The organism is Sphingopyxis sp. PET50 (genome assembly GCF_025244705.1).
GTDB lineage: Bacteria > Pseudomonadota > Alphaproteobacteria > Sphingomonadales > Sphingomonadaceae > Sphingopyxis.
The window spans coordinates 1,091,439-1,116,807 of the sequence record NZ_CP104207.1; the positions used below are offsets into that span (position 1 = coordinate 1,091,439).

At 67.8% G+C, this 25,369-nt stretch carries 20 protein-coding genes and 3 pseudogenes; 17 read left to right on the plus strand and 6 right to left on the minus strand.

Features of this window, described 5'->3' with window-relative positions; all coding sequences use genetic code 11:
- Genes prsK through N0A20_RS05645 form a run of 3 tightly spaced genes read left to right on the plus strand, consistent with a single transcriptional unit; the run spans position 1 to position 5,322 of the window.
- Complete coding sequence (gene prsK / locus N0A20_RS05635; protein ID WP_260582986.1) at positions 1-2,097, plus strand: XrtA/PEP-CTERM system histidine kinase PrsK; 2,097 nt, start codon at positions 1-3, stop codon at positions 2,095-2,097.
- Positions 2,097-3,482 (plus strand): PEP-CTERM-box response regulator transcription factor, encoded by a 1,386-nt coding sequence (gene prsR / locus N0A20_RS05640; RefSeq protein ID WP_260583833.1) that lies wholly within the window; start codon positions 2,097-2,099, stop codon positions 3,480-3,482. The genes prsK and prsR overlap by 1 nt, the downstream gene beginning before the upstream one ends.
- Position 3,483: 1 nt before the next feature.
- Complete coding sequence (locus tag N0A20_RS05645; RefSeq protein WP_260582987.1) at positions 3,484-5,322, plus strand: tetratricopeptide repeat protein; 1,839 nt, start codon at positions 3,484-3,486, stop codon at positions 5,320-5,322.
- Between the two features lie 113 nt (positions 5,323-5,435).
- On the opposite strand, the gene N0A20_RS05650 is transcribed toward N0A20_RS05645, so the two are convergent.
- Positions 5,436-5,783 (minus strand): GntR family transcriptional regulator, encoded by a 348-nt coding sequence (locus N0A20_RS05650; RefSeq protein WP_260582988.1) that lies wholly within the window; start codon positions 5,781-5,783, stop codon positions 5,436-5,438.
- Positions 5,784-5,853: 70 nt separating this feature from the next.
- Positions 5,854-6,436, minus strand: a pseudogene (locus N0A20_RS05655) (nitroreductase).
- A 191-nt stretch (positions 6,437-6,627) separates the two neighbouring features.
- Between N0A20_RS05655 and N0A20_RS05660 the strand changes: the two are divergent.
- The 5 genes and pseudogenes from N0A20_RS05660 (at position 6,628) to N0A20_RS05680 (ending at position 12,399) form a co-directional block, all read left to right on the plus strand.
- Positions 6,628-8,212: pseudogene (locus N0A20_RS05660) on the plus strand (peptide MFS transporter).
- A 3-nt stretch (positions 8,213-8,215) separates the two neighbouring features.
- Positions 8,216-9,622 carry an amidohydrolase gene (locus tag N0A20_RS05665; RefSeq protein ID WP_260582989.1) on the plus strand — a complete coding sequence of 469 codons (1,407 nt, stop codon included), beginning with the start codon at positions 8,216-8,218 and terminating at the stop codon, positions 9,620-9,622.
- A 113-nt stretch (positions 9,623-9,735) separates the two neighbouring features.
- Complete coding sequence (locus N0A20_RS05670; protein WP_260582990.1) at positions 9,736-11,070, plus strand: amidohydrolase family protein; 1,335 nt, start codon at positions 9,736-9,738, stop codon at positions 11,068-11,070.
- A gap of 113 nt (positions 11,071-11,183) precedes the next feature.
- On the plus strand, positions 11,184-11,885 hold the full coding sequence (locus N0A20_RS05675; protein WP_260582991.1) for an NnrU family protein: 702 nt from the start codon (positions 11,184-11,186) through the stop codon (positions 11,883-11,885).
- 4 nt (positions 11,886-11,889) lie between these two features.
- Complete coding sequence (locus N0A20_RS05680) at positions 11,890-12,399, plus strand: DUF1003 domain-containing protein (RefSeq protein ID WP_260582992.1); 510 nt, start codon at positions 11,890-11,892, stop codon at positions 12,397-12,399.
- A gap of 76 nt (positions 12,400-12,475) precedes the next feature.
- Here the strand turns inward: N0A20_RS05680 and N0A20_RS05685 are convergent, their stop codons facing one another.
- Complete coding sequence (locus tag N0A20_RS05685) at positions 12,476-13,471, minus strand: aldo/keto reductase (protein WP_260582993.1); 996 nt, start codon at positions 13,469-13,471, stop codon at positions 12,476-12,478.
- Positions 13,468-14,718: a dicarboxylate/amino acid:cation symporter gene (locus tag N0A20_RS05690; RefSeq protein ID WP_260582994.1), complete on the minus strand. Its 1,251-nt coding sequence runs from the start codon at positions 14,716-14,718 to the stop codon at positions 13,468-13,470. Before N0A20_RS05690 ends, N0A20_RS05685 begins: the two co-directional genes overlap by 4 nt.
- Positions 14,719-14,831: 113 nt before the next feature.
- On the opposite strand from N0A20_RS05690, the gene glmM reads away from it, so the two are divergent.
- The 7 genes from glmM to folP all read left to right on the plus strand — a co-directional run bounded on the left by glmM (position 14,832) and on the right by folP (position 22,024).
- The gene (gene glmM, locus N0A20_RS05695) at positions 14,832-16,172 is read left to right on the plus strand and encodes a phosphoglucosamine mutase (RefSeq protein WP_260582995.1); all 1,341 of its coding nucleotides are present in this window, start codon (positions 14,832-14,834) and stop codon (positions 16,170-16,172) included.
- A 120-nt stretch (positions 16,173-16,292) separates the two neighbouring features.
- Positions 16,293-16,517, plus strand: coding sequence for a DUF1272 domain-containing protein (locus N0A20_RS05700; RefSeq protein ID WP_260582996.1), 225 nt, complete (start codon positions 16,293-16,295; stop codon positions 16,515-16,517).
- Positions 16,514-17,674, plus strand: coding sequence for a bifunctional hydroxymethylpyrimidine kinase/phosphomethylpyrimidine kinase (thiD, locus tag N0A20_RS05705; protein ID WP_260582997.1), 1,161 nt, complete (start codon positions 16,514-16,516; stop codon positions 17,672-17,674). The genes N0A20_RS05700 and thiD overlap by 4 nt, the downstream gene beginning before the upstream one ends.
- A gap of 104 nt (positions 17,675-17,778) precedes the next feature.
- A complete protein-coding gene (locus tag N0A20_RS05710; RefSeq protein ID WP_260582998.1) occupies positions 17,779-18,333 on the plus strand; it encodes a ribonuclease HII in 555 nt (184 codons plus the stop codon).
- Between the two features lie 15 nt (positions 18,334-18,348).
- A complete protein-coding gene (locus N0A20_RS05715; protein WP_260582999.1) occupies positions 18,349-19,245 on the plus strand; it encodes an oxidoreductase in 897 nt (298 codons plus the stop codon).
- Between the two features lie 388 nt (positions 19,246-19,633).
- Positions 19,634-20,773 carry a site-specific DNA-methyltransferase gene (locus N0A20_RS05720; protein ID WP_312846603.1) on the plus strand — a complete coding sequence of 380 codons (1,140 nt, stop codon included), beginning with the start codon at positions 19,634-19,636 and terminating at the stop codon, positions 20,771-20,773.
- Between the two features lie 120 nt (positions 20,774-20,893).
- Positions 20,894-22,024 carry a dihydropteroate synthase gene (gene folP / locus N0A20_RS05725; RefSeq protein ID WP_260583000.1) on the plus strand — a complete coding sequence of 377 codons (1,131 nt, stop codon included), beginning with the start codon at positions 20,894-20,896 and terminating at the stop codon, positions 22,022-22,024.
- A 10-nt stretch (positions 22,025-22,034) separates the two neighbouring features.
- Here the strand turns inward: folP and N0A20_RS05730 are convergent, their stop codons facing one another.
- Entirely contained in the window at positions 22,035-22,406 is a 372-nt protein-coding gene (locus tag N0A20_RS05730) for a hypothetical protein (RefSeq protein ID WP_260583001.1), read from the minus strand.
- Between the two features lie 18 nt (positions 22,407-22,424).
- Positions 22,425-23,856, minus strand: a pseudogene (locus N0A20_RS05735) (sigma-54-dependent transcriptional regulator).
- A gap of 242 nt (positions 23,857-24,098) precedes the next feature.
- On the opposite strand from N0A20_RS05735, the gene N0A20_RS05740 reads away from it, so the two are divergent.
- Together N0A20_RS05740 and N0A20_RS05745 are read left to right on the plus strand one after the other, a co-directional pair.
- Complete coding sequence (locus N0A20_RS05740; protein WP_260583002.1) at positions 24,099-24,218, plus strand: aa3-type cytochrome c oxidase subunit IV; 120 nt, start codon at positions 24,099-24,101, stop codon at positions 24,216-24,218.
- Positions 24,219-24,228: 10 nt separating this feature from the next.
- Positions 24,229-25,350: an NAD(P) transhydrogenase subunit alpha gene (locus tag N0A20_RS05745; protein ID WP_260583003.1), complete on the plus strand. Its 1,122-nt coding sequence runs from the start codon at positions 24,229-24,231 to the stop codon at positions 25,348-25,350.
- Positions 25,351-25,369: the final 19 nt, after the last annotated feature.

A 25,369-nucleotide genomic window follows, 5' to 3' on the forward strand; every position in this document is an offset into this window, starting at 1 on the left:
ATGGGGGCGCTCGCGGACTTTTCGGCCGTGGTGGCGGGGGTAACCTTTGCCGGCTTCGCGGCGGTGACGCTGTGGCTGATGCTGCGGCCGCGCGCGCGGATGGCGGCGCTGATGCCGAGCTTCGGCTGGCTCATCGCGGCGGCGGGCGGCATGACCCTGTGGAGCGCGGGTATCTGGTGGGCCGGTCCGGCGTCGCCGGAGGCCTTTGCCGCACGCACATTGTCGAACGTGGCGGTGCTGGGCTGGCTGAGCGCGACCTTCTGGAACGCGCGCGCGCCGATGTCGCGTCCGCTGCGGCTGATCCTGCGGCTGATCGCCACGCAGTTGCTGGTCGCCGCGGTCTTTGCGGCCGCCGTCTGGACGCGCCAGGGCGCGGCGGCGGGCGCGTGGATCGGACCGGGCCTGTCGATCGTCATGATGATCGCGGCGTCGGGCGGGCTGCTGCTCGTCGACAGCGGGGTGCGGCACGCCAGCGCCGGCCTGCGCATGCCCCTGCTCGCCGTCGCGGGCGGCTTTGCGATGCTGTGGGCCTATGAGCTCAATATCGGTTTCATCGGCGTGATGACCGGGACGTCGGCGCGGACGCTGATCCTGCTGCTGCCCGCGGTCGTGCTGTTGACGCTGCCCACCTTTGTCCTCGCGGCGATGGATGTCGGGCGCGAGCGGATGCGTCTGTCGCGCACCGCCGCGACGCGCACGATCCTGTTGATGGGGGGCGCCAGCTATCTGGTGCTGATCGGGCTGGCCGGCGCGGTCGCGCGGACGATCGGCGGCAACTATGCCGAACTGGCGCAGAGCCTGTCGCTGATCGTCGCACTGGGGGCGGGCGGCCTGCTCCTCGCCTCGGCGCGCGCGCGGGCGTGGCTGTCGGTGATGATCTCGAAGCATTTTTTCGAGCATCGCTATGATTATCGCGCCGAATGGATGCGCTTCACCGCGACGCTGGCGCGCACCGACCATCGGGAGGGCGAGGGGGACGGCGACCTGCACCGCCGCGTCGCCAGGGCGCTGGCCGAGCTGACCGGGAGCCCCGGAGCGCTGCTGATGAGCCCCGACGCGCAGGGCCATTACCGCGTCGTCGACCGCTGGCACTGGAGCGCGGACGCGGACGCCGACCGCGCGCTGTCGCTGCGCTCGGCCTTCATGCTGCAGGACTCGGGACATATCGTCGACCTCGACGCGGTGCGCCGCGGCGCGACCACCGCGGGCGGGCAGGATCTGGCGATCCCCGACTGGCTGATCGCCGACACGCGCGCATGGGTGGTGGTGCCGGTGCTCCATTTCCAGCGGATGATCGCGATCGTCATCCTGCACCGCCCGCCGGTGTCGCGCGCGCTCGACTGGGAGGATCTCGACGTGCTGCGCATCGCAGGGCGGCAGGCGGGGAGCTACCTCGCCGAATCGCAGAGCCAGGCGGCCTTGTCGGAGGCGAAACGCTTCGACGAGTTCAACCGCCGCTTCGCCTTCATCATGCACGACATCAAGAATCTGGCGAGCCAGCTCGCCCTGCTCGCGCGCAATGCGGAGCGCCACGCCGACAAGCCGGAATTCCGCGCCGACATGGTCGAGACGCTGAAGCTGTCGGCGGGCCGCCTGTCCGACCTGCTCGCGCGCCTGTCGCCGCGCGAGCGCGGGCGCGCGGCGGAGGCGGGGCAGGTGATGATCGAGCCGCTGCTCGACGGCATCGCGGCGCAGATGCGCCCGCGCCGGACGCTGTCGGTGGGCTGCGAGGTCGGGCTGTCGGCCTGGGCCGACGATGCGTCGGTGCGCCAGATCGTCGAGCAGCTGGTGACCAATGCGATCGACGCCTCGGCCGACGATGCGCCGGTGCAGCTGATCGCGGCGCGCGAGGCGGGGCGGGTGCGGATCGACATCCTCGACCAGGGCGAGGGCATGAGCCGCGAGTTCATCCGCGACGGCCTGTTCAAACCGTTCGTGTCGACGAAGGAGGGCGGCTTCGGTCTCGGCGCCTTCGAGGCGCTGCAACTGGCGCAGGCGATCGGCGGGGCGATCGACGTGACGAGCGAACCCGGCGAGGGGAGCCGGTTCACCCTGTGGCTGCCCGCCGCGGGCGAAGACTGGATGAAAGTGGCATGATGAAGAAGGACGGCGCCGAAGCACCGCGCAAGCTGCTGGTGGTCGAGGACGACCCGGGGCTGCAGACGCAGCTCAAATGGGCCTATGAGGATTATCAGGTGCTGGTCGCGGGCGACCACGACGCGGCGATCGAGCTGCTGCGCGCCGAGGAGCCCGATGTGGTGACGCTCGACCTTGGCCTGCCACCCGATCCCGACGGGACGCGCGAGGGGTTCCGGACGCTGAAGGCGATCCTCGAAATGAAGCCCGACACCAAGGTGATCGTCGTGTCGGGGCATGGCGAGCGCGCGAGCGCGCTGAACGCCATCGCGCAGGGCGCGTGGGATTTCTATCAGAAGCCGATCGACATCGACGAGCTGGGGCTGATCGTGCGGCGGGCCTTTCATGTCCGCGAGCTGGAGGTCGAGAATGCCCGGCTGGCCGAACAGGGCGCGAACGACAACCGCGTGCTCGGCGGCATGATCACCGGCGCGCCCGAGATGCTGAAGGTCGCGCGCACGATCGAACGCGTCGCCAATCTCGACGTGTCGGTGATGCTGCTCGGCGCGAGCGGGACCGGCAAGGAATTGCTGGCGCGCGGGCTGCACGAGGCGAGCGGGCGGCGCGACGGCGCGTTCGTCGCGATCAACTGCGCCGCCATTCCCGAAAACCTGCTCGAAAGCGAATTGTTCGGGCACGAAAAGGGCGCCTTCACCGGCGCGGTCAAGACCACCGAGGGCAAGATCGAGCTGGCGCATGGCGGCACGCTCTTCCTCGACGAGGTCGGCGACATTCCGCTGCCGCTGCAGGTCAAATTGCTGCGTTTCCTGCAGGAAAGGACGATCGAGCGGATCGGCGGGCGCAAGTCGATCGCGGTCGATACCCGCATCGTCTGCGCGACGCACCGCGACCTCGACGCGATGATCGCGGCGCAGAGTTTCCGCGACGACCTCTATTACCGGCTCGCCGAGATGGTGGTGAAGATCCCCTCGCTCGTCGAGCGGCCGGGCGACGCGGTGCTGCTCGCGCGCCACTTCCTCCACCAATATGCGCCCGAGATGAATCCCGGCGTGCGCGGTTTCGCGCCCGACGCGCTGCAGGCGATCGACGAGGCGCGCTGGCCGGGCAATGTCCGCGAGCTGGAAAACCGCATCAAGCGCGCGGTGATCATGGCCGACGGCAAGCTGGTCGCGAAGGACGACCTCGATCTTGCCGGCGCGGCGGCGAACGACGGCGAGGAAAGCTGGCTCAACCTGCGCAGCGCGCGCGAGGCGGCCGACCGGGTCGCGATCCGCCGCGCGATGATGCAGAGCGAGGGCAATATCTCCGCCGCCGCCAAGCTGCTCGGGATCAGCCGCCCGACGCTTTACGACCTGCTCAAGCAATATCGGATGCAGGCGGCCTGAGTTGCGCCGCCTTCGTATCTGGATCGGCGCCCTGTGCGGCGCGCTGTTGCTGGCGGGGTGCGGCGAGCCGCGTCCGGTGAGCCCGCGCGCCGCGCTCGAACAAAGGCGCGTCGCGCTGCAGAAGGAACTCGCCGACGATCCGGAACAGCTCGCGCAGCAGGTCGAACTGGCGCGCGTGCTGTTCAGGCTCGGCGACGGGGTCGGCGCCGAGGCGGCGGTGCATGCGGCGCTCGGCGCTGGCGGCGACGAGGCGGCGCTGCGGCCGCTGGCGGCGAAGGCGGCGGCGATGCAGGGCGACGGCGACCGCGCCTTCCGCATCCTCGATGCCGGACCGATCGCGCCCGAGATGATCGGCGAGGCGGCGTGGGTCGCGGGCAACGTCCATCTGGACAACGGCGATCTCGGCGCCGCGCGCGACGCGTTCGACCGGGCGGTGCGGGACCTGCCGCGCGCGTCGGACCTGTGGGTCGATGTCGCGCGCTTTCGCGACGCCAATGCCGATGCGCTGGGCGCGCGCGACGCGGTCGATTATGCGATCGAGCTCGACAAGGCGAACAGCGCGGCGCTGGCCTACAAGGCGAACCTCGTCCGCGCCCAGTCGGGACTGATGGCGGCGCTGCCCTGGTACGACAAGGCACTCGCCGCCGATCCGGACAATGCCGGCGCGCTGATCGACCAGGCCGCGACGCTCGGCGACCTCGGGCGCTACAGGGACATGCTGGTATCGCTGCGCCGTGCCGCGACGCTGGTGCCCGGCAATGCGCAAATCTATTATTTGCAGGCAGTGCTCGCGGCGCGGGCGGGCAATTACCGGTTGGCGCGCAGCCTGCTCCAGCGAACGCGCGGCCGGATGGACGACGAACCGGGGTTCATGCTGCTCAGCGCGGTCGTCGAGCTCGAACTCGGCGGCGAGGCGGTCGCGGCGACCTGGGCTGACCGGCTGATCGACGTGCAGCCCGAAAACCTCGCCGCGCGCCGTATCCTCGCCGTGTCCGAATGGGCGGGGGGAGATGCCGATGGCGCCGCCGAAGCGCTGACGCCGATCGTGTCGCGCGCCGACGCCGACAGCTGGTCGCTGCTGCTCGCGGCCAGGGTCGCGGCCGAGCTGGGGCAGAAGGCGGCGTCGGCCGAATATCAGGAGCGGGCGGCGGCGCTGGCGCCGGGCGAGGCGGCGCCCTTCGCGCCCGACGGGTTCGGCCTGGCGGCGGGTGCCGACGCCGAGCCGCTCAACCCCGCGAAGGTGATTCCGGCGATGGAAGCCGAAATGGCGAGCGGCAACGCGGCGCGGGCGCTGTCGCGCGCGGCGTTGCTGCGCGACGCCAATCGCGGGGTCGCCGACGCGCATATATTGCACGGCGATGCGGCGCTGGCGGCGGGCGATACCCGGCTGGCGGTGCAGAGTTTCCGCGCCGCACGCGACCTCGATGCGGGCGAGCGAACGACGCTGCGCCTTGCCAACGCCCTGTTCCGCGCGGGCGACCCCGCGGGATCGGGCGCGGCGATCATGGCGCTGCGCGACAGCCAGCCGTCGAGCATCGCCGCCGACCGGCTGGCGGGCTCGCTCGCGATGGACCTTCGGCATTGGGACGAGGCGATCACCCATTTCGAGCGCGTGCGCCAGCGGATCGGCAATCGCGACGTCGTCGTGCTGCGCGAATTGTCGAAGGCCTATGCGGCGAAGCGCGACCGCGCCCGCGCCACCGCGACGATCGCGCTGGCGTACCGGCTGCAGCCGCTCAACGGAGAGATCATGCGGCTTTATGCCGACCAGCTCGCGCAGGGTGGCGACGTGCGGGGCGCGACGGACCTGCGCGAGAAGATGGAGCAGGTGGGGCGGTAGGGCCGCCAGCAGTCTCGTCATTGCGAGCGAAGCGAAGCAATCCAGGGCGGTTTACGCGGGCCCTGGATTGCTTCGCTTCGCTCGCAACGACGGGCGAATGATGGATGGTGGCGTCAGGCCTCTGTCAGATCGAGCAGGGTTCGCGCGTCGAGGCCGATGCGGCGCATCTGTTCGGCGACCGGGGGCCAGACATTCGCCAGGAAATCCTCGCGCATCAGGGTGCGCAGCCGTTCGGTCGCGCCGTCGGCGACGAACATGCCGACGCCGCGCTTCACGGTGACGAGGCCCTCATCCTGAAAGGTCTGATAGGCCTTGGCGACGGTGAGCGGGTTGGCGCCTTCCTCCGCGGCGAGGCTGCGCACCGACGGCAGCATGTCGCCGTCGCTGAAGCTGCCGTCGAGGATGGCGTTGGCGATCACGTCGCGCAGACGCTGGTATACGGGTTTGGGCTGGTCGAGCATGCCGCTTTAATGCCATAAGACAGCAGCACAGTCAAATCATAAACTTAGCTTTATTGGCGGGCCGTTGAAATTAAATGTCCCAAGCGCGAACGACTTTGTCATATTCGGGACGAGGGCGTTCGGAGAGGTCGGCAGCCAGCGGTGCCGAGGAAGAAATAGCCGACCACGCGGTCGCCTTCGCGCGCGCCGAAAGCCGCCACGACGTCGGCGCTGTACGCCGCCCAGCCGGTGAGCCAGCTGCCGACGAAGCCGTGCGCGTGCGCGGCGTGGAGCAGGTTCATGCCGACGGCGCCCGCCGACATCTGCTGTTCCCATACCGGGATTTTCGCGCCTGCGACCGGGGTCGAGATGAGGACGAGCAAGGTTGGCGCCTGATGCGCGAACTGGTCGAGCGCCGACAGGTCGAGGCCCGCGGCGCCGGGGTTTTCCTTCACCCACGCGTCCTTGAGCAGGCTCGCGAATGTTTCGCGCTGGTCATCGGCGACGGTGACGATGCGCCAGGGCGCGAGCTTGCCATGGTCGGGGGTGCGCAGCGCCAGCGCGATGATATCGCGCAATTGCGCGGCATCGGGGCCGGGCGCGACCATGGCGCGCGCCTTGCCCGAACGGCGGGTGGCGAGGTGGGCGAGGAGCGAGGAGGTGTCGTTGAACATGGCGCCGCATGTGGCCTTTCCGGAACGCCCTTGCAAGTGTTGCGAACGATTCGCAACAAAATCGCGCGCTTAGCCAACCGGTTTCATGCGCAATTAGATTCTTCCCATACGCAATTTTCGCGCTAGGTTGCCCTATAACCGGGCCGCATCGACGGCACCCAAAGCACAACGATCCTAGGGAAAAGTCGCACATGACCAAAGCCTACGCCCAGCACGGGGACTCCGCTGGCACGTTCCTCGGCCATCCGAAAGGCCTGTTCGTTCTCTTTTTCGCCGAGATGTGGGAGCGTTTTTCCTATTACGGCATGCGCGCGCTGCTGATTTTCTATCTCACCAAGCACTGGTTGTTCTCGGATAGTGAATCGGGCGTCATCTACGGCGCCTATACCGCGCTGGTCTATATCACCCCGGTGCTTGGCGGCTATCTGGCGGACCGATGGCTGGGACAGCGAAAGGCGGTTCTCTATGGCGCGATCCTGCTGACTTTCGGGCATTTCATGATGGGATTCGAGGGTGACGGGGGACAGGATCCGGCCAGCCTCAACATCTTCTGGCTCGCGCTCGCCTTCATCATCGTCGGGTCGGGCTTCCTGAAAGCCAATATCTCGGTGATCGTCGGCCAGCTCTATCCGCGCACCGACGTGCGCCGCGATGGCGCCTACACCATCTTCTACATGGGGATTAACCTTGGCGCGGCGCTCGGTTCGCTGCTCTGCGGCTATCTCGGCGAAACCTATGGCTGGGCCTATGGCTTCGGCGCCGCGGGTTTCGGCATGCTGCTCGGCCTGATCGTCTTCGTCGCGTTCAAGCCCTTGTTGCTCGGTCGCGGCGAGCCCGAAAATCCGGCGCTGCTAACCGAGAAGAAGTTCGGCATTCCCTTTGAATGGCTGCTCTATGCCGTCGGGCTCGTCGCCGTCGTCATATGCTGGTGGCTGGTGCAGAACCAGGCGATCGTCGGCACGCTGCTCGGCGCTGCGGGCCTGATCCTCATCGCCTATGTGATTGGCACCGCGGTCATCAAGCTGCCCGCCGAAGACCGCGACCGCATCTTCGCCGCGATGTTCCTGATCCTCGGTTCGATCCTGTTCTGGGCGCTGTTCGAACAGGCGGGTTCGTCGCTCAATCTCTTCACCGACCGCTATGTCGACCGCGGCGGGGTGCCGGCTTCGGTGTTCCAGTCGGTCAACGCCATCTACATCGTCCTGCTCGCGCCGCTGTTCGCGGGGCTGTGGACCTGGCTCGGCCGCAAGGGCATGGAGCCATCGACGCCGGTGAAGTTCGGTCTTGCGATGCTTCAGCTCGGCCTCGGCTTCTATGTCCTCAAATGGGGTGCGGCCGCGGTCGGCATGGAAAATGCGACGCCGGTGCTTTTCATCTTCCTCATCTATCTGTTCCATACGACCGGCGAACTGTGCCTCTCGCCCGTAGGCCTCAGCGCGATGAACCGGCTGGCAGCCGGCGCATATGGCGTCGCTGATCATGGGCACCTGGTTCTTCGCTTCGGCGACGGGCAATTTCGCCGCCGGCCTGATCGCCGCAGCGACGGGATCGGAAAAGGCGAGCGGCGAAGGCGCCGGCAAGGCGCTGGTGCTCGACGTCTATGGGACGATCGGCCTGTGGGCGGTCGGCTTCGGTGTCCTCGTCATTCTGGTCTCGCCGCTGATCAAGAAGCTGATGCACCTCGACACGCTGCGCGACGCCGACGATCTGGCGGGCCAGAAGGAACTCGCCGAACCGCAGGGCGCCGGCGTCCATCCCGAACGCAAGGGAGCGTAAGCGATGATCCGGGGCGTGAGGGCCGACCTGCTGGCCGCGGTGTCGCTGGCGTTCGCGGGTTGCACCGCGAACAGCGGCGAGGTGGAAACGGCGAGCAGCAAGCCCGCCCCCGAAAAGCCGGTCAAGTTCAACAAGGACCCCTATCCGTCGACCTACACCGGCTATCCGACGCGGCTGACGGTCGTGCGGAACGTCACCATCTTCGACGGCGAGGGCGGGCGGATCGACAACGGGTCGATCGTCCTGTCGAGCGGCAAGGTGGACCGGATCGGCGGTCCCGGCATGGAGCTGCCGACCGACGCCGACGTCGTCGACGGCACCGGCAAATATCTGACCCCCGGCGTGATCGACGTTCACAGCCACCTCGGCGATTATCCGAGCCCCAGCGTCGAGGCGCATTCGGACGGCAATGAGGCGACGTCGCCGACCACGCCCGAGGTCTGGTCCGAGCACAGCGTCTGGCCGCAGGATCCCGGTTTCGGCCGCGCGCTGGCCAATGGCGGCGTGACGACTCTCCAGATCCTGCCGGGCAGCGCCAATCTGATGGGCGGGCGCTCGATCACGCTCAAGAATGTGCCGGCGCGCACCGTGCAGGGCATGAAATTCCCCGGCGCGCCCTATGGCCTGAAAATGGCGTGCGGCGAGAATCCGAAGCGCGTCTACGGCAGCAAGGGGCGCATGCCCTCCACCCGCATGGGCAATTTCGCGGTCAACCGCGCGACCTGGGCGAAGGCCGTCGCCTACAAGAAGAAGCTCGACGAGGGCAAGGCGGTCGATCGCGACCTGGCGATGGAGACGCTGGCGGGCGTGCTGTCGGGCGAAATCCTCGTCCACAATCACTGCTACCGCGCCGACGAGATGGCGCTGGTGATCGATATGTCGAAGGAGTTCGGCTACAAGGTGTCGGCCTTCCACCACGCGGTCGAGGCATACAAGATCGCCGACCTGCTGGAAAAGGAAGGCATCTGCGCCGCGATGTGGGCCGACTGGTGGGGCTTCAAGATGGAAGCCTATGACAGCGTGCCCGAAAATATCCCGCTGGTGTACAAGGCGGGCGCCTGCACCATCGTCCATTCGGACGATGCCAACCAGATCCAGCGGCTGAACCAGGAGGCGGCGAAGGCACTGGCGGCGGGGCGCCGCATGAGGATGCAGATCAGCGACGAACAGGCCTGGACCTGGCTGGCGATCAACCCCGCGAAGGCGCTGGGCATCGGCGACCGGACCGGCAGCCTGAAGCCCGGCAAGATGGCCGACGTCGTGCTGTGGAACGGCAATCCGTTCAGCGCCTATACGCGGCCCGAGAAGGTGTGGATCGACGGCGCGATGATGTATGACGCGATGGACCCGAAACGGCGCCCGGTGAGCGATTTCGAGCTGGGCCAGCCGGGTGAGGGAGATGTGAAATGAGTGCGCTCCTGACGGCCCTTTCCTTCGTAGTCCGTGCCCCTGCGAAGGCAGGGGCCCATCTCCGAACCCGTCGATATCACGCGGGCGGCGGCGAAAGAGCGAGGGAGCAGGTGATGGGCCCCTGCCTTCGCAGGGGCGCAGCGCGAGCGGGTTTGGGGGGCGCATTGATTGCGGCGCTTGCCCTTGCCGCGCCAGCGCAGGCCCAGGATGTCGCGATCACCAACGCGAAGCTGGTCATCGGCGACGGCAGCGCGCCGATCGACGGCGGCACCGTCGTCGTGCGCGGCGGCAAGGTCGTGGCGGCGGGCGCCGGTGTGGCGGTCCCGGCCGGAGTCGAACGTGTCGATGCGGGCGGGCGCTGGGTCACGCCGGGCATCGTCGCGGCGTTCAGCCGCGTCGGGCTGGTCGAGGTCGACGCCGTCACCGGCAGCAACGACCGCTCGGCGAGCAAGTCGCGCTTTTCGGCGGGGCTCGACATCGCGCCGGCGCTCAATCCGATGGGATCGCCCGTCGCGGTCAACCGCGCCGCGGGCGTGACCCGCGCGATCGTCGCGCCGGGGGCGAGCGGCAATTTGTTCGCGGGCCAGGGCGCGGTGGTCGACCTGGCCGATGACAACGACATGGTGACCAAGCCCCGCGCGCTGCAGTTCGTGGCGTTCGGCGAGGACGGGTCGGCGAAGGCGGGCGGCAGCCGCGCCGCGCTGTTCCTGCTGTTCCGCGAACAATTGCTCGCGGCGCGCAGCTATGCCCGCAACCCCGCGACGCTGGCCGAATGGGGCAATGACGCGCTGATCCAGCGCGCCGATGCCGAAGCGCTGGTGCGGGTGATCGACGGCACGACGCCGCTGTTCGTGCGCGTCGACCGCGCCACCGACATCTTGAACGTGCTCAAGCTCAGGCAGGAGTTTCCGGCGCTGAAGCTGGTGCTGGTCGGCGCGACCGAGGGCTGGCTGGTCGCGCGCGACATCGCCGCGGCGCGCGTGCCGGTGCTGGTGTCGCCGCTGACCGACCTTCCCGGCAATTTCGAGCAATTGGGCGCGACCCAGTCGAACGCCGGGCGGCTGGCCGCCGCGGGCGTGCCGGTGTCGGTCGGGGTGTTCGACGACGACGATGCGCACAAGATGGGCTATGCGACGCAATATGCCGGCAACCTCGTCGGATTGACGAAGCTGCCCGGCGCGAGCGGGCTGAGCTGGGACCAGGCCTTTGCGGCGATCAGCAGCGCTCCGGCGCGCGCGGTCGGCATGGACGCCACCGTCGGATCGCTGCGGCCCGGCCGTGTCGGCGATGTGGTGATCTGGGACAATGATCCGCTCGAACTCGGCAGCCGGCCGACTGCGGTGTGGATCGACGGCAAGGCGCAGTCGCTGACGACGCGGCAGGATCGCCTGCGCGACCGTTATGCGACCCCGCAGGAAGGCGGTTTGCCGAAAGCTTACGACCGATAGTCATATCGGGCGTTGCGCCGGGCGGCGCGACACCCCTCCTTTCTTTGTCCCGGCCTTCGCCGGGATGACGGATATGATATGATGGGTCGTGCCGGGAGGAGAGGGAGAGCTCCATGCAACCGATGACGCTGTTGATCACCACGGGGGTGCTGTTCGTCGGCACCCATTTCGCGCTGTCGCACCCGTTGCGCGCGCCGCTCGCGGGGCGGATGGGCGAACGGGCGTTCCAGATCGTCTATTCGGTGGTCGCGATCGCGACCTTCGCGCTGCTGGTGCAGGCGTGGCGCGGCATGCCGCCCGAGCCGCCGCTCTGGGCGGGCGGCGACGGCTTGTGGATGGTCGCGACGCTGATCGTGCTGGTCGCGAGTATCCTGTTCATGGGATCGCTGATCGGCAATCCGGCGCTGCCCGCTCCCAACGCCGCGGCGGCGGCGCAGGGCGCGCCGCGCGGGGTGTTCGCGATCACGCGCCATCCGATGATGTGGGGTTTTGCCCTGTGGGCGCTTGCCCATGCGCTGGTCGTGCCGACGCCGGGTCAGATCGTGCTGTCGGCGATCATCGCCTTTCTCGCGCTCGGCGGGTCGGCGGGGCAGGATGTCAAGAAGGCGCGGCTGATGGGCGACGCCTGGCGCCACTGGGCGGCGCGGACGAGCTTCGTCCCCTTCGCGCGGCAACTCGGCGGGCGGGGGGCGTGGGGCGATGCGATCCCGCGGCCGCATGCGCTGTTCGGCGGGATATTGCTGTGGGCCGCCGCGACCTGGGCGCATGGCGCATTGGGCTATATGGTCGCGGGCATCTGGCGCTGGGTCGGCTGAGCCGGTGAGCGATGAGGCGCATCTTTCGGACCTGGCGCTGCGCCTGCTCGGGCGGCCCTATGCCGACCTCGATCCCGAGGAAGGCCGCGTCCTGCAGGCGATCGCGGCGCGCGCGCCGACGAGCCGCGACGCCGCCGACCTCGACGACGCGCGCGCGAGTTTCGGCGACCGGCTGGCCGACCGCGTCGCGGCGGTGGGCGGGTCGTGGGGCTTCATCATCGTCTTCGCGCTGGTACTGCTCGCGTGGATGCTGCTCAATTCGGAGGTGCTGCAGCATTTCGGGCTCGCCTTCGATCCCTATCCGTTCATCTTCCTCAACCTGATGCTGTCGACGCTGGCGGCGGTGCAGGCGCCGATCATCATGATGAGCCAGAACCGCGCCTCCGCGAAAGACCGGCTGGCCGCGAGCCTCGATTACGAGATCAACCTGCGCGCCGAGCTGGAGATCATGCGGCTGCATCACAAGATTGACGCGCTGACCGAGAAGGTTGGGGAGTTGGGCGGCAACGGCTGAACTGTTCCCCGGCGAAAGCCGGGGTCCAGTTGACGCAGCGTTGGCTTCTGGGCCCCGGCTTTCGCCGGGGAGCAGACTAAAGCCGCACCATCCGCATGCCCTGTTCGCCGTAGCGATTGCCGCTGGTGCCGCCCATCGGTGCCGCGGCGTCGATCGCGGCGAGGTCGTCGGCGGTGAGCGTCACGTCGGCGGCGGCGACGCTGTCTTCCATCGTCGCGCGGCGCTTGGTGCCGGGGATGGGGACAATGTCGGGACCTTGCGCGAGCAGCCAGGCGAGCGCGACCTGCGCCTTCGACACGCCATGGCGGTCCGCCACCGCGCCGATCGCATCGACGATCGCGAGGTTGGCGGGCAGGTTTTCCTCCGAATAGCGCGGATCGTTGCGGCGCCAGTCATGTTCGGGAAGCTCGTCGCGGCTGCGCACGGCGCCCGCGAGGAAACCGCGGCCGAGCGGCGAATAGGGGACGAAACCGATGCCGTTCTCGCGGCAGGCGGTCAGGATTTCCGCTTCCACGTCGCGTTCCCAGATCGAGTATTCGCTTTGCAGCGCGGTGATCGGCGCGGCTTTCGCGGCGCGGCGGATCGTTTCGGGACCGGCTTCGGACAGCGCGATGTGGCGGACCTTGCCCTCCTTCACCAGCTCCATCATGCCGCCGACGGTCTCCTCGATCGGCACCGACGGGTCGACGCGGTGCTGGTAGAAGAGGTCGATCGTGTCGATGCCGAGCCGCTGGAGCGAGCCTTCGCACGCGCGGCGCGCATTTTCGGGGCTGCCGTCGACGCCGACGATCTGGTTGCCGTCGAATTTGAAGCCGAACTTGGTCGCGATGACCAGCCCCTCGCGCTTGCCCTTGATCGCGGCGCCGAGCAGTTCCTCGTTGCTGAACGGGCCATAGATTTGCGCGGTGTCGAAGAAGGTGACGCCGAGGTCGATGGCGCGGTGGATCGTCGCGGTCGATTCGTCGAGGTCGGCGGCCTCGCCATAGAGGATGTTGCCGCCCTTGATCATCGGCATGCAGCCGATGCCGATGGCGGACACTTCGAGGCCGTGGCCGAGCGTGCGGTATTTCATGATGGCTCTCCCGTTGGTTGATCGTCGCCGACTCCGTCGGCGGCATATTTGGTGGCGGCGACATCGGCGATAACATTGCCGAGTGTCCGGAAAATGTCGGGGAAGGTTTCGACCGCGACGAGCAGGGCCAGCGGCGCGACCGGCACGCCCATGGCGATCGCGATCGGCGCGATCGAGGTCACGAAGCTGATCGAGCCGGGCAGGCTGACCGACGACAGCGCCGCCGCCATCGCGACCGCAAGTCCGACCGCCATTTCCCAGGGCGTGAGTTCGACCCCGAACAGCCAGGCGACATAGACCACGACCGCGAGGTTCATCGCCGGGCTGGTGAAGCGGAACAGCGCGACTGCGAGCGGCAGCACCACGTCGGCCTTCTTGGGATCGACGCCGAGTTCCTCCGACGATTTGAGCATCGCGGGCAGGCTGGCGAGCGAGCTTTGGGTGCTGATCGCGACCGCGAGCGTCGGCACCATTGCGCGGACGAAGCGCGGCAGCGAAATGCCGACGACGAGCCAGGCGAGCAAAAGCCCGAGGAGGACGCAGCAGACGCCGATCGCCATCAGGATCAGCACATAATGGATCAGCCCGCCGAATGCCGCGAACCCCGCCTTGACCGCCAGCGCATAGCCGAGCGCGAACACGCCGATCGGGGCGAGCGCGAGCACCCAGCCGATGACGATCAGCATCGCGTCGCCGAGCGCCTTGAACAGTCCCGACAGGGTGGCGCGCTGCGGCGTTTCGAGCCTGGTGATCGCGAAGGCGAAGATGGTGGTGAAGACGATCAGCGGCAGGATTGCGGTTTCGGCGGCGGCGGCGATCGGGTTGGTCGGAATCAGCGAGAGCAGGAAATCGCCGAAGGTCGGTGAGGGTCCGGCCTCCGCCGTGCCGCCGAGGCCGTGGCGCAGCGCATCGGCGGCGCTCGCCGAGAGCGGGAAGAAGCGCAGCAGCAGCGGTGTCATCAGCAGCGACATGGCTCCCGACAGGAAGATGGCGGCGAGGAAGATGACCACCGCGCGCGCCGCCAGCTTGCCCGCGCGCGCGGCGTCGGCGGTCGCGGTGATGCCGGTGATGAGCAGCGCGACGACGAGCGGGACGATCGTCATCTTGAGCGCGTTGAGCCACAGCAGCCCGACCGGTTCGATGAAGGGCAGCGAGGCGGTCGCCGCGTCCATCGACACGCTTTCGATCGCGATGCCGATGAGCATGCCGGCAATCAGCGCGCCCAGGATGATCCATGCCGATTTCAAGTTCAAATTCCCCTTGGGAGCGCCGCTCAGCTTGCCAACAAAAAACGGCTGACCTACTGCCGTCCCGGGAACGCCGGGGTGGGCTTTCACCCGGCTTATTTGGCAGAGGTTTCATGCGCAAGTTTTTCGGCACCGACGGCATTCGCGGGCTGACCAACCAGATCCCGATGACGGTCGAGGTCGCGATGCGCGTCGGCATGGCGGCGGGCGCGCATTTCCTGCGCGGCGACCACAAGCATCGCGTGCTGATCGGCAAGGATACGCGGTTGTCGGGCTATATGCTCGAAAATGCGCTGGTCGCGGGTTTTACCAGCGTCGGCATGGACGTGGTGCAGGTCGGCCCGATGCCCACCCCCGCGATCGCGATGCTGACCCGCTCGATGCGCGCCGACCTGGGCGTGATGCTGTCGGCGAGTCACAATCCCTATTACGACAACGGCATCAAGCTGTTCGGCCCCGACGGCTATAAATTGTCCGACGAGGACGAGCTACAGATCGAACTGCTGCTGGCGAGCGAGCCGAAGCTCGCCGAGCCGGCGCAGATCGGGCGCGCCAAGCGTATCGACGACGCGCGCGGGCGCTATATCCATGCGGTGAAGCAGAGCCTGCCCGAATCGGTGCGGCTCGACGGCCTCAAGATCGTGCTCGATTGCGCCAATGGCGCCGCCTACAACAGCGCGCCGACGGTGTTCTGGGAGCTCGGCGCCGACGTCGTCGCGATCGGGGTCACGCCGAACGGCATCAACATCAACGACAAATGCGGATCGACCTCGCCGGGACTGCTGCAGGAAACCGTCGTCGCGAGCGGCGCCGACATCGGTATCGCATTGGACGGCGACGCCGACCGGCTGATCGTCGTGGACGAGGCGGGCGCGATCGTCGACGGCGACCAGATCATGGCGCTGATCGGCGCGAGCTGGGCACGGCAGGGACGGCTGAAGGGCGGCGGCGTCGTCGCGACGGTGATGTCGAACCTGGGCCTCGAACGTTTCCTTCAGGGGCAGGGGCTGACGCTGGAGCGGACGAAGGTCGGCGACCGTTATGTGCTCGAACGGATGAAGACCGGCGGTTTCAACGTCGGCGGCGAGCAGTCGGGGCACATGATCCTGTCCGATCATGCGACGACCGGCGACGGCACCCTCGCGGGGCTGCAGGTGCTCGCCGAGCTGGTCGCATCGGGCAAGTCGGCAAGCGAATTGCTCCACCAGTTCGATCCGGTGCCGCAGCTTTTGAAGAATGTCCGCTTCGCGGGCGGCGCTCCGCTGGAAGACGCGCGGGTCAAGACGGCGATTGCCGACGGCGAGGGCACGCTGGCGGGGCGCGGGCGGCTCGTCATCCGCGCGTCGGGTACCGAACCCCTCATCCGCGTCATGGCCGAGGGCGATGATGCGGCGCAGGTCGAGCAGGTGGTCGATATGATCTGCGATGCGGTGCGTGCGGCGGCTGCCAACTGAACGATTTGTCTCACTCCGTTCGTGCTGAGCTTGTCGAAGCACCGTTCTTTTCTCTAAAGGCGGCGAAGGAAGAACGGCCCTTCGACAAGCTCAGGGCGAACGGTTTTTAAGGAATTTTCCATGCTCGAAATGCGTCCCGATTGCGAGAAATGCGGCCGCGATTTGCCCGCCAACATCCACGGTGCCTTCATCTGTTCGTTCGAATGCACCTTCTGCGCCAATTGCGCCGACAAGTTCGACGAAATCTGCCCCAATTGCGGCGGCGACCTGCTCGACCGGCCGCTGCGCGAGGGCGCGGCGCTGGCGAAATTTCCGGCCTCGACGGAGCGGAAATTCAAGGGGTGACCGCGCGCATATTGATTGTCGCCGGCTCGGACAGCGGGGGCGGCGCGGGGATCCAGGCCGATATCAAGACGGTCACGATGCTCGGCGGCCATGCGATGACCGCGATCACCGCGATCACCGCGCAGAATACGCTGGGCGTGCAGGGCGTCCATGCCGTGCCCACCGCCATGGTGCTGGCGCAGATCGACAGCGTTGCCGCCGACATCGGGGTCGATGCGGTCAAGATCGGCATGATCGGCAGCGCCGAAACCGCCGCGGCGGTCGCCGAACGGCTGTCGCGGCCCGACCTGACGCAGGCCGCGGTCGTTTTCGATCCGGTGATGGTGGCGACCAGCGGGTCGGTGCTGGCCGATGCGGATACGATCGCCGCGTTCCGGACGTTGCTGGACCGCGCGACGGTGGTGACGCCCAACCTGCCCGAACTCGCGGCGCTGGGCGGGCTGGAGGCGGTGCTGGCGCACGGCTGCGCGCTGCTCGAAAAGGGCGGGCATGGCGAAGGGGAGGCGGTCGTCGACCGGCTGTGGCCCAACGACGGCAGCCAGCCGGTCTATACCGAATGGGAAGCGCCGCGCATCGACACGCCGCACACCCACGGCACCGGCTGTACGCTGGCGAGCGCGATCGCGTGCGGTTTGGCGCAAGGCATGCCGCTGGAGCCCGCGACCGCCCGCGCGCGCGACTTCGTGCGGCTGGCGCTGATGGGCGCGCCGGGGCTGGGGCGGGGCCATGGTCCGATGGGGCAGCAGACGGTGCGCAATGACGGGCTGTTCACCGGCCCGGCGCTCAACCAGATCACGCTGCCCGCGAGCGACTATGCGGCGTCGGTGGCCTTCTACAAGCAGATGGGGCTGACGCAGATCGTCGACAGCCCCGGTAATGGATATGCGCGGTTCGAGGCGGTCAACGGCGTGACGCTGTCGATCCATCTATCCCCTCCCGCAAGCGGGAGGGGAGAGGAAGGGGTCACGACCTATCTCGAAAGCGGCGCGCTCGACGCCTGGGTCGCCTGGCTGGCGCGGCGCGGGGTGCGCTTCGACCAGATGCCGAAGGACGAGGAATGGGGCTGGCGCGAGGCGCGGCTGACCGATCCGTTCGGGAACCGGCTGTGCCTGTATCAGGCGGGCGAGTATCGGAGATATCCGCCGTGGCGTATCTAAAAGCCCCTCCCCTTCAGGGGAGGGGGTTGGGGTGGGGGCCATCGGCCTTGCGCAACCCCGACAGCCCCCACCCCCGGCCCCTCCCCTGAAGGGGAGGGGAGAAGATGATCGTCGGCGTCGACGAGGTCGGGCGCGGGCCGCTCGCCGGGCCCGTGGTCGCGGCGGCGGTTCTGCTGTGCGACGGCGGCATCGCCGGGCTCGACGACAGCAAGAAGCTGACCGCCAAACGCCGCGCCGTGCTGGAAGCCGAGATCAAGGCGCGCTGCCGCTGGGGCGTCGGCGAGGCGAGCGTCGCCGAGATCGACCGGATCAACATCCTGCAGGCCACCTTCCTCGCGATGACCCGCGCCGTCGATGCGCTGGGGTTCGAGCCGGCCGAGGTGCTGGTCGACGGCAACCGGCTGCCGAAATGGCGCTACGCCGCGCGGGCGATCGTCGGCGGCGACGCCCTGCACCCGTGCATCTCGGCCGCGAGCATCATCGCCAAGGAGCATCGCGACCGCTTCATGGTCGCGGCGGCGCGCGATTTTCCGCACTTCGGCTGGGAAAGAAACATGGGTTATGGTACCGCCCAGCATATCGCGGCGCTGCGTCGGCATGGCCCCACGCCGCTCCATCGGACCAGCTTTGCCCCGGTCGCTCAAATGCAGCTGGTCTGAGAACAGGAGACGGCGATGAGCAAGGGTTTCACGGCCGACGACGTCGGCGCGCAAACGGGCCGCCGCTTCCTCGTCACCGGAGCCAACGCCGGGCTGGGCTTCGAGGTGACGCGCGTGCTGGCGGCGCGCGGGGCGCAGGTCGTGCTGGCGTGCCGCGACGCGGGCAAGGCCGAAGCGGCGATGCACCGCATCCGCGCCGACCTGCCCGCCGTGGACCTGTCGTTCCAGCCGCTCGACCTCGCCGATCTCGATCAGGTGAAGGATGCAGCGAGGGCGGTACTCGCCGGGCCGCGGATCGACGTGCTGGTCAACAATGCGGGGGTGATGATCCCGCCGAAGACACTCACGAAGCAGGGTTTCGAGCTGCAGTTTGGGGTCAATCATCTCGGCACCTTCGCCTTCACCGGCCTGGTCCATCCGCATGTCGACGACCGCATCGTCGTCACCGGCAGCATCGCGCACAAGGGCGGCGAGATCGATTTCAGCGACCTGTCGGCAAGCCGCAGCTATCATAAATGGCCGCGCTATCAGGCGAGCAAGCTGGCGAATCTGCTGTTCATGTTCGAACTCGACCGGCGGCTGGGCGCGGCGGGGCGGGCGACGCAGGCGATCGGATGCCACCCCGGCGTCGCGCTGACCGAACTGACGCGGCACCTGCCGCTGCCGCTGCGGGCGATGACGCCGCTGGCCGGACCTTTCTTCAACAGCGCGGCACAGGGGGCGTGGCCGACGCTGCAGGCGGCGACGGGCGCGCATGTGCAGGGCGGCGATTATCTGGGGCCGCAGGGGCTGGGCGAAATCTCGGGGCGGTCGGGTCCGGCGCGCGCGACGCGGACGGCGCGCGATCCCAAGCTGGCGAGGGAATTGTGGGAGCGGTCGGTGGAGCTGTCGGGCGTCGATCCGGGCTTGTGACATACTCCCTCTCCCCTTGCGGGAGAGGGATGCGCAAACTTGGCAGCTTGCTGCCTGGTCGAAGCTGGGTGAGGGGTTGCGGTCCAAAGGACCGAGCGAGCTTCGCTCGCAACCCCTCATCCAACTGCGGCTAGCTCGCTTCGCTCGCAAGCCTTCGTATCCTTCTCCCGCAAGGGGAGAAGGAATTATTTTCGCGACTGAGTCCTCTTTGCCACAATACCACCGGTTGAGTCCGCGATTCGGCGCAGACTCCATATGCTGTGGGGGACTTCTTTCGTTCCTGTCGCGTTAACCATTATGACACTTGGAATCCCTAGAATCCCGGGGTTGACGGCGGACTCCGCCGGACTCATCAGGGCCTTCTTCGAGGACGGACAGGGGCGAGAGCATGGGTGTGATGGAACGGGTGAAGGCGCCCGCGATGAAGCAGCGTGCGGCGAAAATCGCGCCCGTCGACCTCCCGCTCGACAGCATCTTGCAGGGCGATTGCGTCGAGATGATGCGCAGCCTGCCCGCCGCGTCGGTCGACATGATCTTCGCCGACCCGCCCTATAATCTGCAACTCGGCGGCGACCTCCACCGTCCCGACGGCAGCCAGGTCGACGCGGTGAACGACGAATGGGACAAGTTCGACAGCCTTGGCGCCTATGACCGCTTCACCCACGCCTGGCTTGCCGAGGCGAAGCGCATATTGAAGCCCGGCGGCAGCATCTGGGTGATCGGCAGCTATCACAATATCTTCCGCGTCGGCACGGCGCTCCAGGACCAGGGCTATTGGATCCTCAACGATATCGTGTGGCGCAAGGCGAACCCGATGCCCAATTTCAAGGGCACGCGCTTCACCAATGCGCATGAAACGCTCATCTGGGCGTCGATGGGCGAGAAGGCGAAATATACGTTCAATTATCGCGCGATGAAGACGCTCAACGACGAGCTTCAGATGCGCAGCGACTGGCTGATCCCGATCTGCGGCGGGCAGGAGCGGCTCAAGAAGGGCGGGCACAAGGTCCACCCGACGCAGAAGCCCGAAGCCCTGCTCTATCGCATCCTGCTCGCCTGCTCGAACCCCGGCGACGTGGTGCTCGATCCCTTCTTCGGCACCGGCACGACGGGTGCGGTCGCGAAGCGGCTCGGGCGCCACTTCATCGGCATCGAGCGCGAGGATGATTATATCGCCGCCGCGCTCGAGCGCATCGAAATGGCGCTGCCGCTCGACGAAAGCACGGTGAAGACGATGATGGCGCCCAAGGCCGCGACGCGCGTGGCATTCGGGACGCTGGTGGAATGCGGGATGGTGGCGCCGGGGTCGGTGCTGACCGATGCGAAGCGCCGCTGGAAGGCGGTGGTGCGCGTCGACGGCAGCCTGGAATGCGCGGGTCAGCCCGCGGGGTCGATCCACAAGGTCGGCGCGGGGGTGCAGGGCGCGCCGAGCTGCAACGGCTGGACCTTCTGGCACCTCGACGACGGCAGGCAATTGCGCGTCATCGATGCGGTGCGGCAGGACTGGCTGCTGGCGAACGAGGCGTAACCTCCGTTCTCCAACATCCGTTCGCCCTGAGCTTGTCGAAGGGCCGTCCTTGTTCTTTGACGATCCTGAAGGAAGAACGGTGCTTCGACAAGCTCAGCACGAACGGATAGGGGGAGGGCGATGTTCGCACCACTGACCAAGCCCGATCTCGGCTCGGCATCTCCCGATGCGCGCCTCTATTGCCGCCCGGCCTGCTTCGTCGATCGCCCGCACGAACTCGACGATAACTGCCTGCGCATCGCCGACACGATGGTCTGGTTCGCGGCCTGGCACATCAGCCTGCGCGACAAGGGCGTCGTCAGATCGGCGATCGTGACGGTGCCCGAATATGCCGGCTGGATCGCGGCCATGCCCGACCCTCTGGCAGCCATGGCGGACGCCCAGCGCGCCGGGGTGCTGCACCCGCGCGGCGCGCTGCAACTCGGCGAACGCAAGGTGCGGCTGGGCGAGCCGCAACTGATGGGCATCCTCAACGTCACCCCCGACAGCTTCTCCGACGGCGGCAAGCATGTCGATAGCGCCGCCGCGATCGAGGCGGGCTTCGCCATGGCCTCGGCGGGTGCGGCGATCATCGACGTCGGCGGCGAATCGACGCGGCCCGGCGCGCCTTTGGTGTGGGAAGGCGACGAGATCGAGCGCGTGGAGGCGACCGTCGCGGGGCTGGCGAGGGGCGGCGTCGCGGTGTCGATCGACACGCGCAAGGCCGCGGTGATGGAGGCGGCGCTCGCCGCCGGCGCGACCATCGTCAACGATATTTCGGCGCTCCGCTACGACGAGCGCGCGATGGAGGTGGTCGCGAAAGCCGGCTGCCCGGTGGTGCTGATGCATGCGCCCTCGGCGAAGAGCGACCCGCATGAGGGGGGCGGCTACGAGCATGTGCTGCTCGACGTCTACGACCTGCTCGCCGAGCGCGTCGCCGCGTGCGTCGCGGGCGGCATCGACCCCGCGAAGATCATCGTCGATCCGGGGCTGGGCTTCGGCAAGGGCGTGAGCGACAATCTGGCACTGGTGAACGGTCTGGCGCTGTTCCACACGCTCGGCTGCCCGATCCTGTTCGGGGCGAGCCGCAAGCGCATGATCGGCGCGCTCGATAATGAGGCGCCCGCCGACAAGCGGCTGGGTGGCACGGTGGCGTTGCACTATCATGCGGCCACTCAAGGGGCGCAGTTGCTGCGCGTGCATGACGTCGCGGAGAACCGGCAGGCGCTGCGCGTGTGGCGCGGGCTCAGGGATGCGGCCCTGACGGGCTGACTGCCGAGAATTAGCTGCCCCGTGTTTTGATTTTCAGGACTTTTGCGTCCTTGAGGTGAACAAACCGCATCCAGCCGACGCGTTCCGCCGTTACCGGACACACTTGGAATTGACCCCAGATGATGCGGTTAAATCCGGGATTTGCGCGCCGGAGCGCGAGCGGCCAAGACGCAAAATCAGCATCTTCGCCGCGATGATCGCCGACTATGCCGAGGATCCGCTTCGTCCCGCTTGGCCATATCCGCCACAGAGGATTGCCATTGGCCGCGGTCAGTCTGCCATGGACCCAATAACAGGGGTAGTCCTCACCATAGCGCGGCGCGGATGCGTCGGCTGCAACTGCAAGGAACAATAGGGTGATGAAGGGAAGACTGCGCTTCATAGCGCGATCCTATGGGCATCAGGCAGCGGTGTCGATCCCCAGATCGCTCAATTTGCGGTACAGCGTCGACCGCCCGATCCCCAGCCGCCGCGCGACTTCGCTCATGCGGCCGCGATAGTGGCCGATCGCGAGGCGGATGACGTCGGCTTCGATTTCCTCGAGCGGGCGCAAATTGCCGTCGGGGAGGTAGAGGGTCACGCCGATCGCTTCGCCGTTGATCGCGACGTCGCTCGTGCCGGTCATGCCGCCGCCGAGCGTCGCTTCGATGGCCTGGAAATCGGCGCTGGTCAGGACGTCGGTGGTGCTGCCGACCGCGGCGCGGAACAGCACGTCCTGCAACTGGCGGACATTGCCCGGCCAGGCATAGGCGGCGAGCAGGCGCAGCGCGTCGTCGGTGACGCCGATCGGTCCCATGCCCGGCAACCCGCCGATGCGCGCGAGCAGATGGCGTGCGAGCGGCCCGACGTCGCCGCGGCGTTCCGAGAGCGAGGGCAGGGTAAATTGCGCGGTCGACAGCGCGTAGAACAGGTCTTCGCGGAAATGGCCCGCCTCGATCAGCTTGTCGAGCGGGCTGGCGCTCGTCGCGATGATGCGGACGTCGACGCTCTGGCGGATGCTGCCGCCGATCATCTGGACCTCGCCCGTATTCAGGAATTCGACGAGCTTCGCCTGTGTTTCGAGCGGGATGCACTCGACATGGTCGATGATGATGCTGCCGCCGTCGGCCTGCACCAGCTCGGCCGACCTGGCGGTCGAAGGCGCCGGGAAAGGCACCGCGTTCGTGGCCGAACAGGCCCGAACCGATCAGCCCCGGCGATACCGCCGAGCAATCGACCATGACAAGCTGGCCGCGCGCGCGCGGGGAAGCGCTGTGGATCGCGCGGGCGAAGACCTCCTTGCCGGTGCCGGGCTTGCCGTTGATCATCACCGGCACGCGCGCGCGCGCCGCCTTGGCGGCGATGGCGAGCGCGCTGCGGAAATTGGGGCTCGACCCGATGATTTCCTCGAACGCCAGCGGCGCGCGCAATTTTTCGGTCAGCGGGCGCAGTTCACCCTGCGGGCCGCCCGGCGAGATGATGCGGTCGAGCGCGCTCAGCAGCCGGTCGGGGGCGATCGGTTTCTGGACGAAGTCGCTCGCCCCGGCGCGCATCGCCTTGACCGCGATCTCGACCCCGTTGCGCATCGTGATGACCATCAGCGGCAGCGCCGGGCGCCAGCGGCGCAGGTCGGCGACGAAATCGGCGAGATCGGCGCCGGGAACGCCCTGGTCGACGAGAACCGCGTCGAGCGCCAGGCCTTCCTGCGTGCCGAGCTTGGCGAGCGCGGTGTCGGTATCGCCGGCGATGATGCTGCGCCAGCCGCCGCGCGAGACGAGCGCCGACAGGAAGCGCTGCTGCGCCGGCTCGCTGTCGACGATCATCACCATCCGGGTGTCGCGCGCACTAGCCATCGTACCGATTCTGCCCCCGCTTTGCCGCGCTTTTTCGCGGCTTGTTCCGCATTGAACCAACAATCTACGCAAAAGGGGTAAAAGGTGGATTAAGCGCGGGACCTTTCCCGCGGAGCAAGCGGCGAGGCGAAACCGCTATTGAGCATCGCGGGAGGCATGGCTAAGACCGCTGCGAAAGCCGATTCCGGGCGCGGCGCGGCGCGTCCGCGAGGCATCGGGCAGCGACAAAAAGGGGAAAAGCCATGGCAGAGCAGGAAATGAAGGCGGCGACCGAAACCTATGCGGGGTTTGTGAACCTGCTCAAGGTGGGGACGATCGTCGCGGCGGTCGTGGCCGTCTTTGTCGTTCTTCTGATCTCCTGACCGGGCCGGCATGCGCATCGCCGTCCTGAAGGAACTCGCCCCTGGCGAGACCCGTGTCGCCGCGACTCCCGAAACCGTAAAGAAATTCATTGGTTTGGGGGCCGAAGTTGCCGTAGAATCGGGGGCAGGCGAAAGCGCCTCCATCGCCGATGCCGATTATGGCGCCGCGGGTGCCAGCGTCGGCAGCCGCGCCGATGCGCTGAAAGGCGCGAATATCATCCTCGCCATCCAGGGCCCCGACCCCAAGGGGCTGAAGGGCTTTGCCGACGGCGCCTGGCTCGCCGCGGGGCTCAACCCGTTCGGCGAGCGCGAGCGCGTCGATGCCTATGCCAAGCTCGGACTCGAAGCGCTGGCGATGGAATTCATGCCGCGCATCACGCGCGCGCAGTCGATGGATATCCTCTCCAGCCAGGCGAACCTCGCGGGCTACAAGGCGGTGCTGATGGCGGCGAACGCCTATGGCCGCGCCTTTCCGATGATGATGACCGCGGCGGGCACCGTCAGCGCCGCCAAGGCGTTCGTGATGGGGGTCGGCGTCGCCGGCCTGCAGGCGATCGCGACCGCGCGCCGCCTCGGCGCGCAGGTCAGCGCGACCGACGTGCGCTCGGCGACCAAGGAGCAGATACTCAGCCTCGGCGCCAAGCCGATCTTCGTCGAAAGCGTCGCGGGGATCGAGGGCGAGGGCGCGGGCGGCTATGCCACCGAAATGTCGGAGGAATATCAGAAGGCGCAGGCCGAGCTGGTGTCGTCGCACATCGCCAAGCAGGACATCGTCATCACCACCGCGCTGATCCCGGGGCGCCCCGCGCCGCGGCTGATTTCGGATGCGCAGCTCGCGACGATGCGCACGGGCAGCGTGATCGTCGACATGGCGGCCGAAAGCGGCGGCAATGTCGAGGGCGCGGTATCGGGCGAGGCCAGGAAGATTCACGGCGTCACCGTGATCGGCGCGAAGAATATCGCCGCGCTGATGCCCGCCGACACCAGCGCGCTGTTCAGCCGCAACCTGTTCAACTTCCTCTCGGCCTTCTGGGACAAGGAAGCGGGCAAGCCCGTGCTCGACGAGGAAATCGGCAATGCGGTGCGCCTGACGCAGGGCGGCAAGGTGGTGAACGAACGGCTGCTGGGCTGATCCGGCGAACAGGGGAGAC

Coding starts and splice junctions, on each gene's coding strand:
- prsK (WP_260582986.1), top strand. CDS start 1: ATGGGGGCGCTCGCGGACTTTTCGGCCGTGGTGGCGGGGGTAACCTTT.
- prsR (WP_260583833.1), top strand. CDS start 2,097: ATGAAGAAGGACGGCGCCGAAGCACCGCGCAAGCTGCTGGTGGTCGAG.
- N0A20_RS05650 (WP_260582988.1), bottom strand. CDS start 5,783: ATGCTCGACCAGCCCAAACCCGTATACCAGCGTCTGCGCGACGTGATC.
- N0A20_RS05665 (WP_260582989.1), top strand. CDS start 8,216: ATGATCCGGGGCGTGAGGGCCGACCTGCTGGCCGCGGTGTCGCTGGCG.
- N0A20_RS05670 (WP_260582990.1), top strand. CDS start 9,736: ATGGGCCCCTGCCTTCGCAGGGGCGCAGCGCGAGCGGGTTTGGGGGGC.
- N0A20_RS05675 (WP_260582991.1), top strand. CDS start 11,184: ATGCAACCGATGACGCTGTTGATCACCACGGGGGTGCTGTTCGTCGGC.
- N0A20_RS05685 (WP_260582993.1), bottom strand. CDS start 13,471: ATGAAATACCGCACGCTCGGCCACGGCCTCGAAGTGTCCGCCATCGGC.
- glmM (WP_260582995.1), top strand. CDS start 14,832: ATGCGCAAGTTTTTCGGCACCGACGGCATTCGCGGGCTGACCAACCAG.
- N0A20_RS05700 (WP_260582996.1), top strand. CDS start 16,293: ATGCTCGAAATGCGTCCCGATTGCGAGAAATGCGGCCGCGATTTGCCC.
- N0A20_RS05710 (WP_260582998.1), top strand. CDS start 17,779: ATGATCGTCGGCGTCGACGAGGTCGGGCGCGGGCCGCTCGCCGGGCCC.
- N0A20_RS05715 (WP_260582999.1), top strand. CDS start 18,349: ATGAGCAAGGGTTTCACGGCCGACGACGTCGGCGCGCAAACGGGCCGC.
- N0A20_RS05720 (WP_312846603.1), top strand. CDS start 19,634: ATGGGTGTGATGGAACGGGTGAAGGCGCCCGCGATGAAGCAGCGTGCG.
- folP (WP_260583000.1), top strand. CDS start 20,894: ATGTTCGCACCACTGACCAAGCCCGATCTCGGCTCGGCATCTCCCGAT.
- N0A20_RS05730 (WP_260583001.1), bottom strand. CDS start 22,406: ATGAAGCGCAGTCTTCCCTTCATCACCCTATTGTTCCTTGCAGTTGCA.
- N0A20_RS05740 (WP_260583002.1), top strand. CDS start 24,099: ATGGCAGAGCAGGAAATGAAGGCGGCGACCGAAACCTATGCGGGGTTT.
- N0A20_RS05745 (WP_260583003.1), top strand. CDS start 24,229: ATGCGCATCGCCGTCCTGAAGGAACTCGCCCCTGGCGAGACCCGTGTC.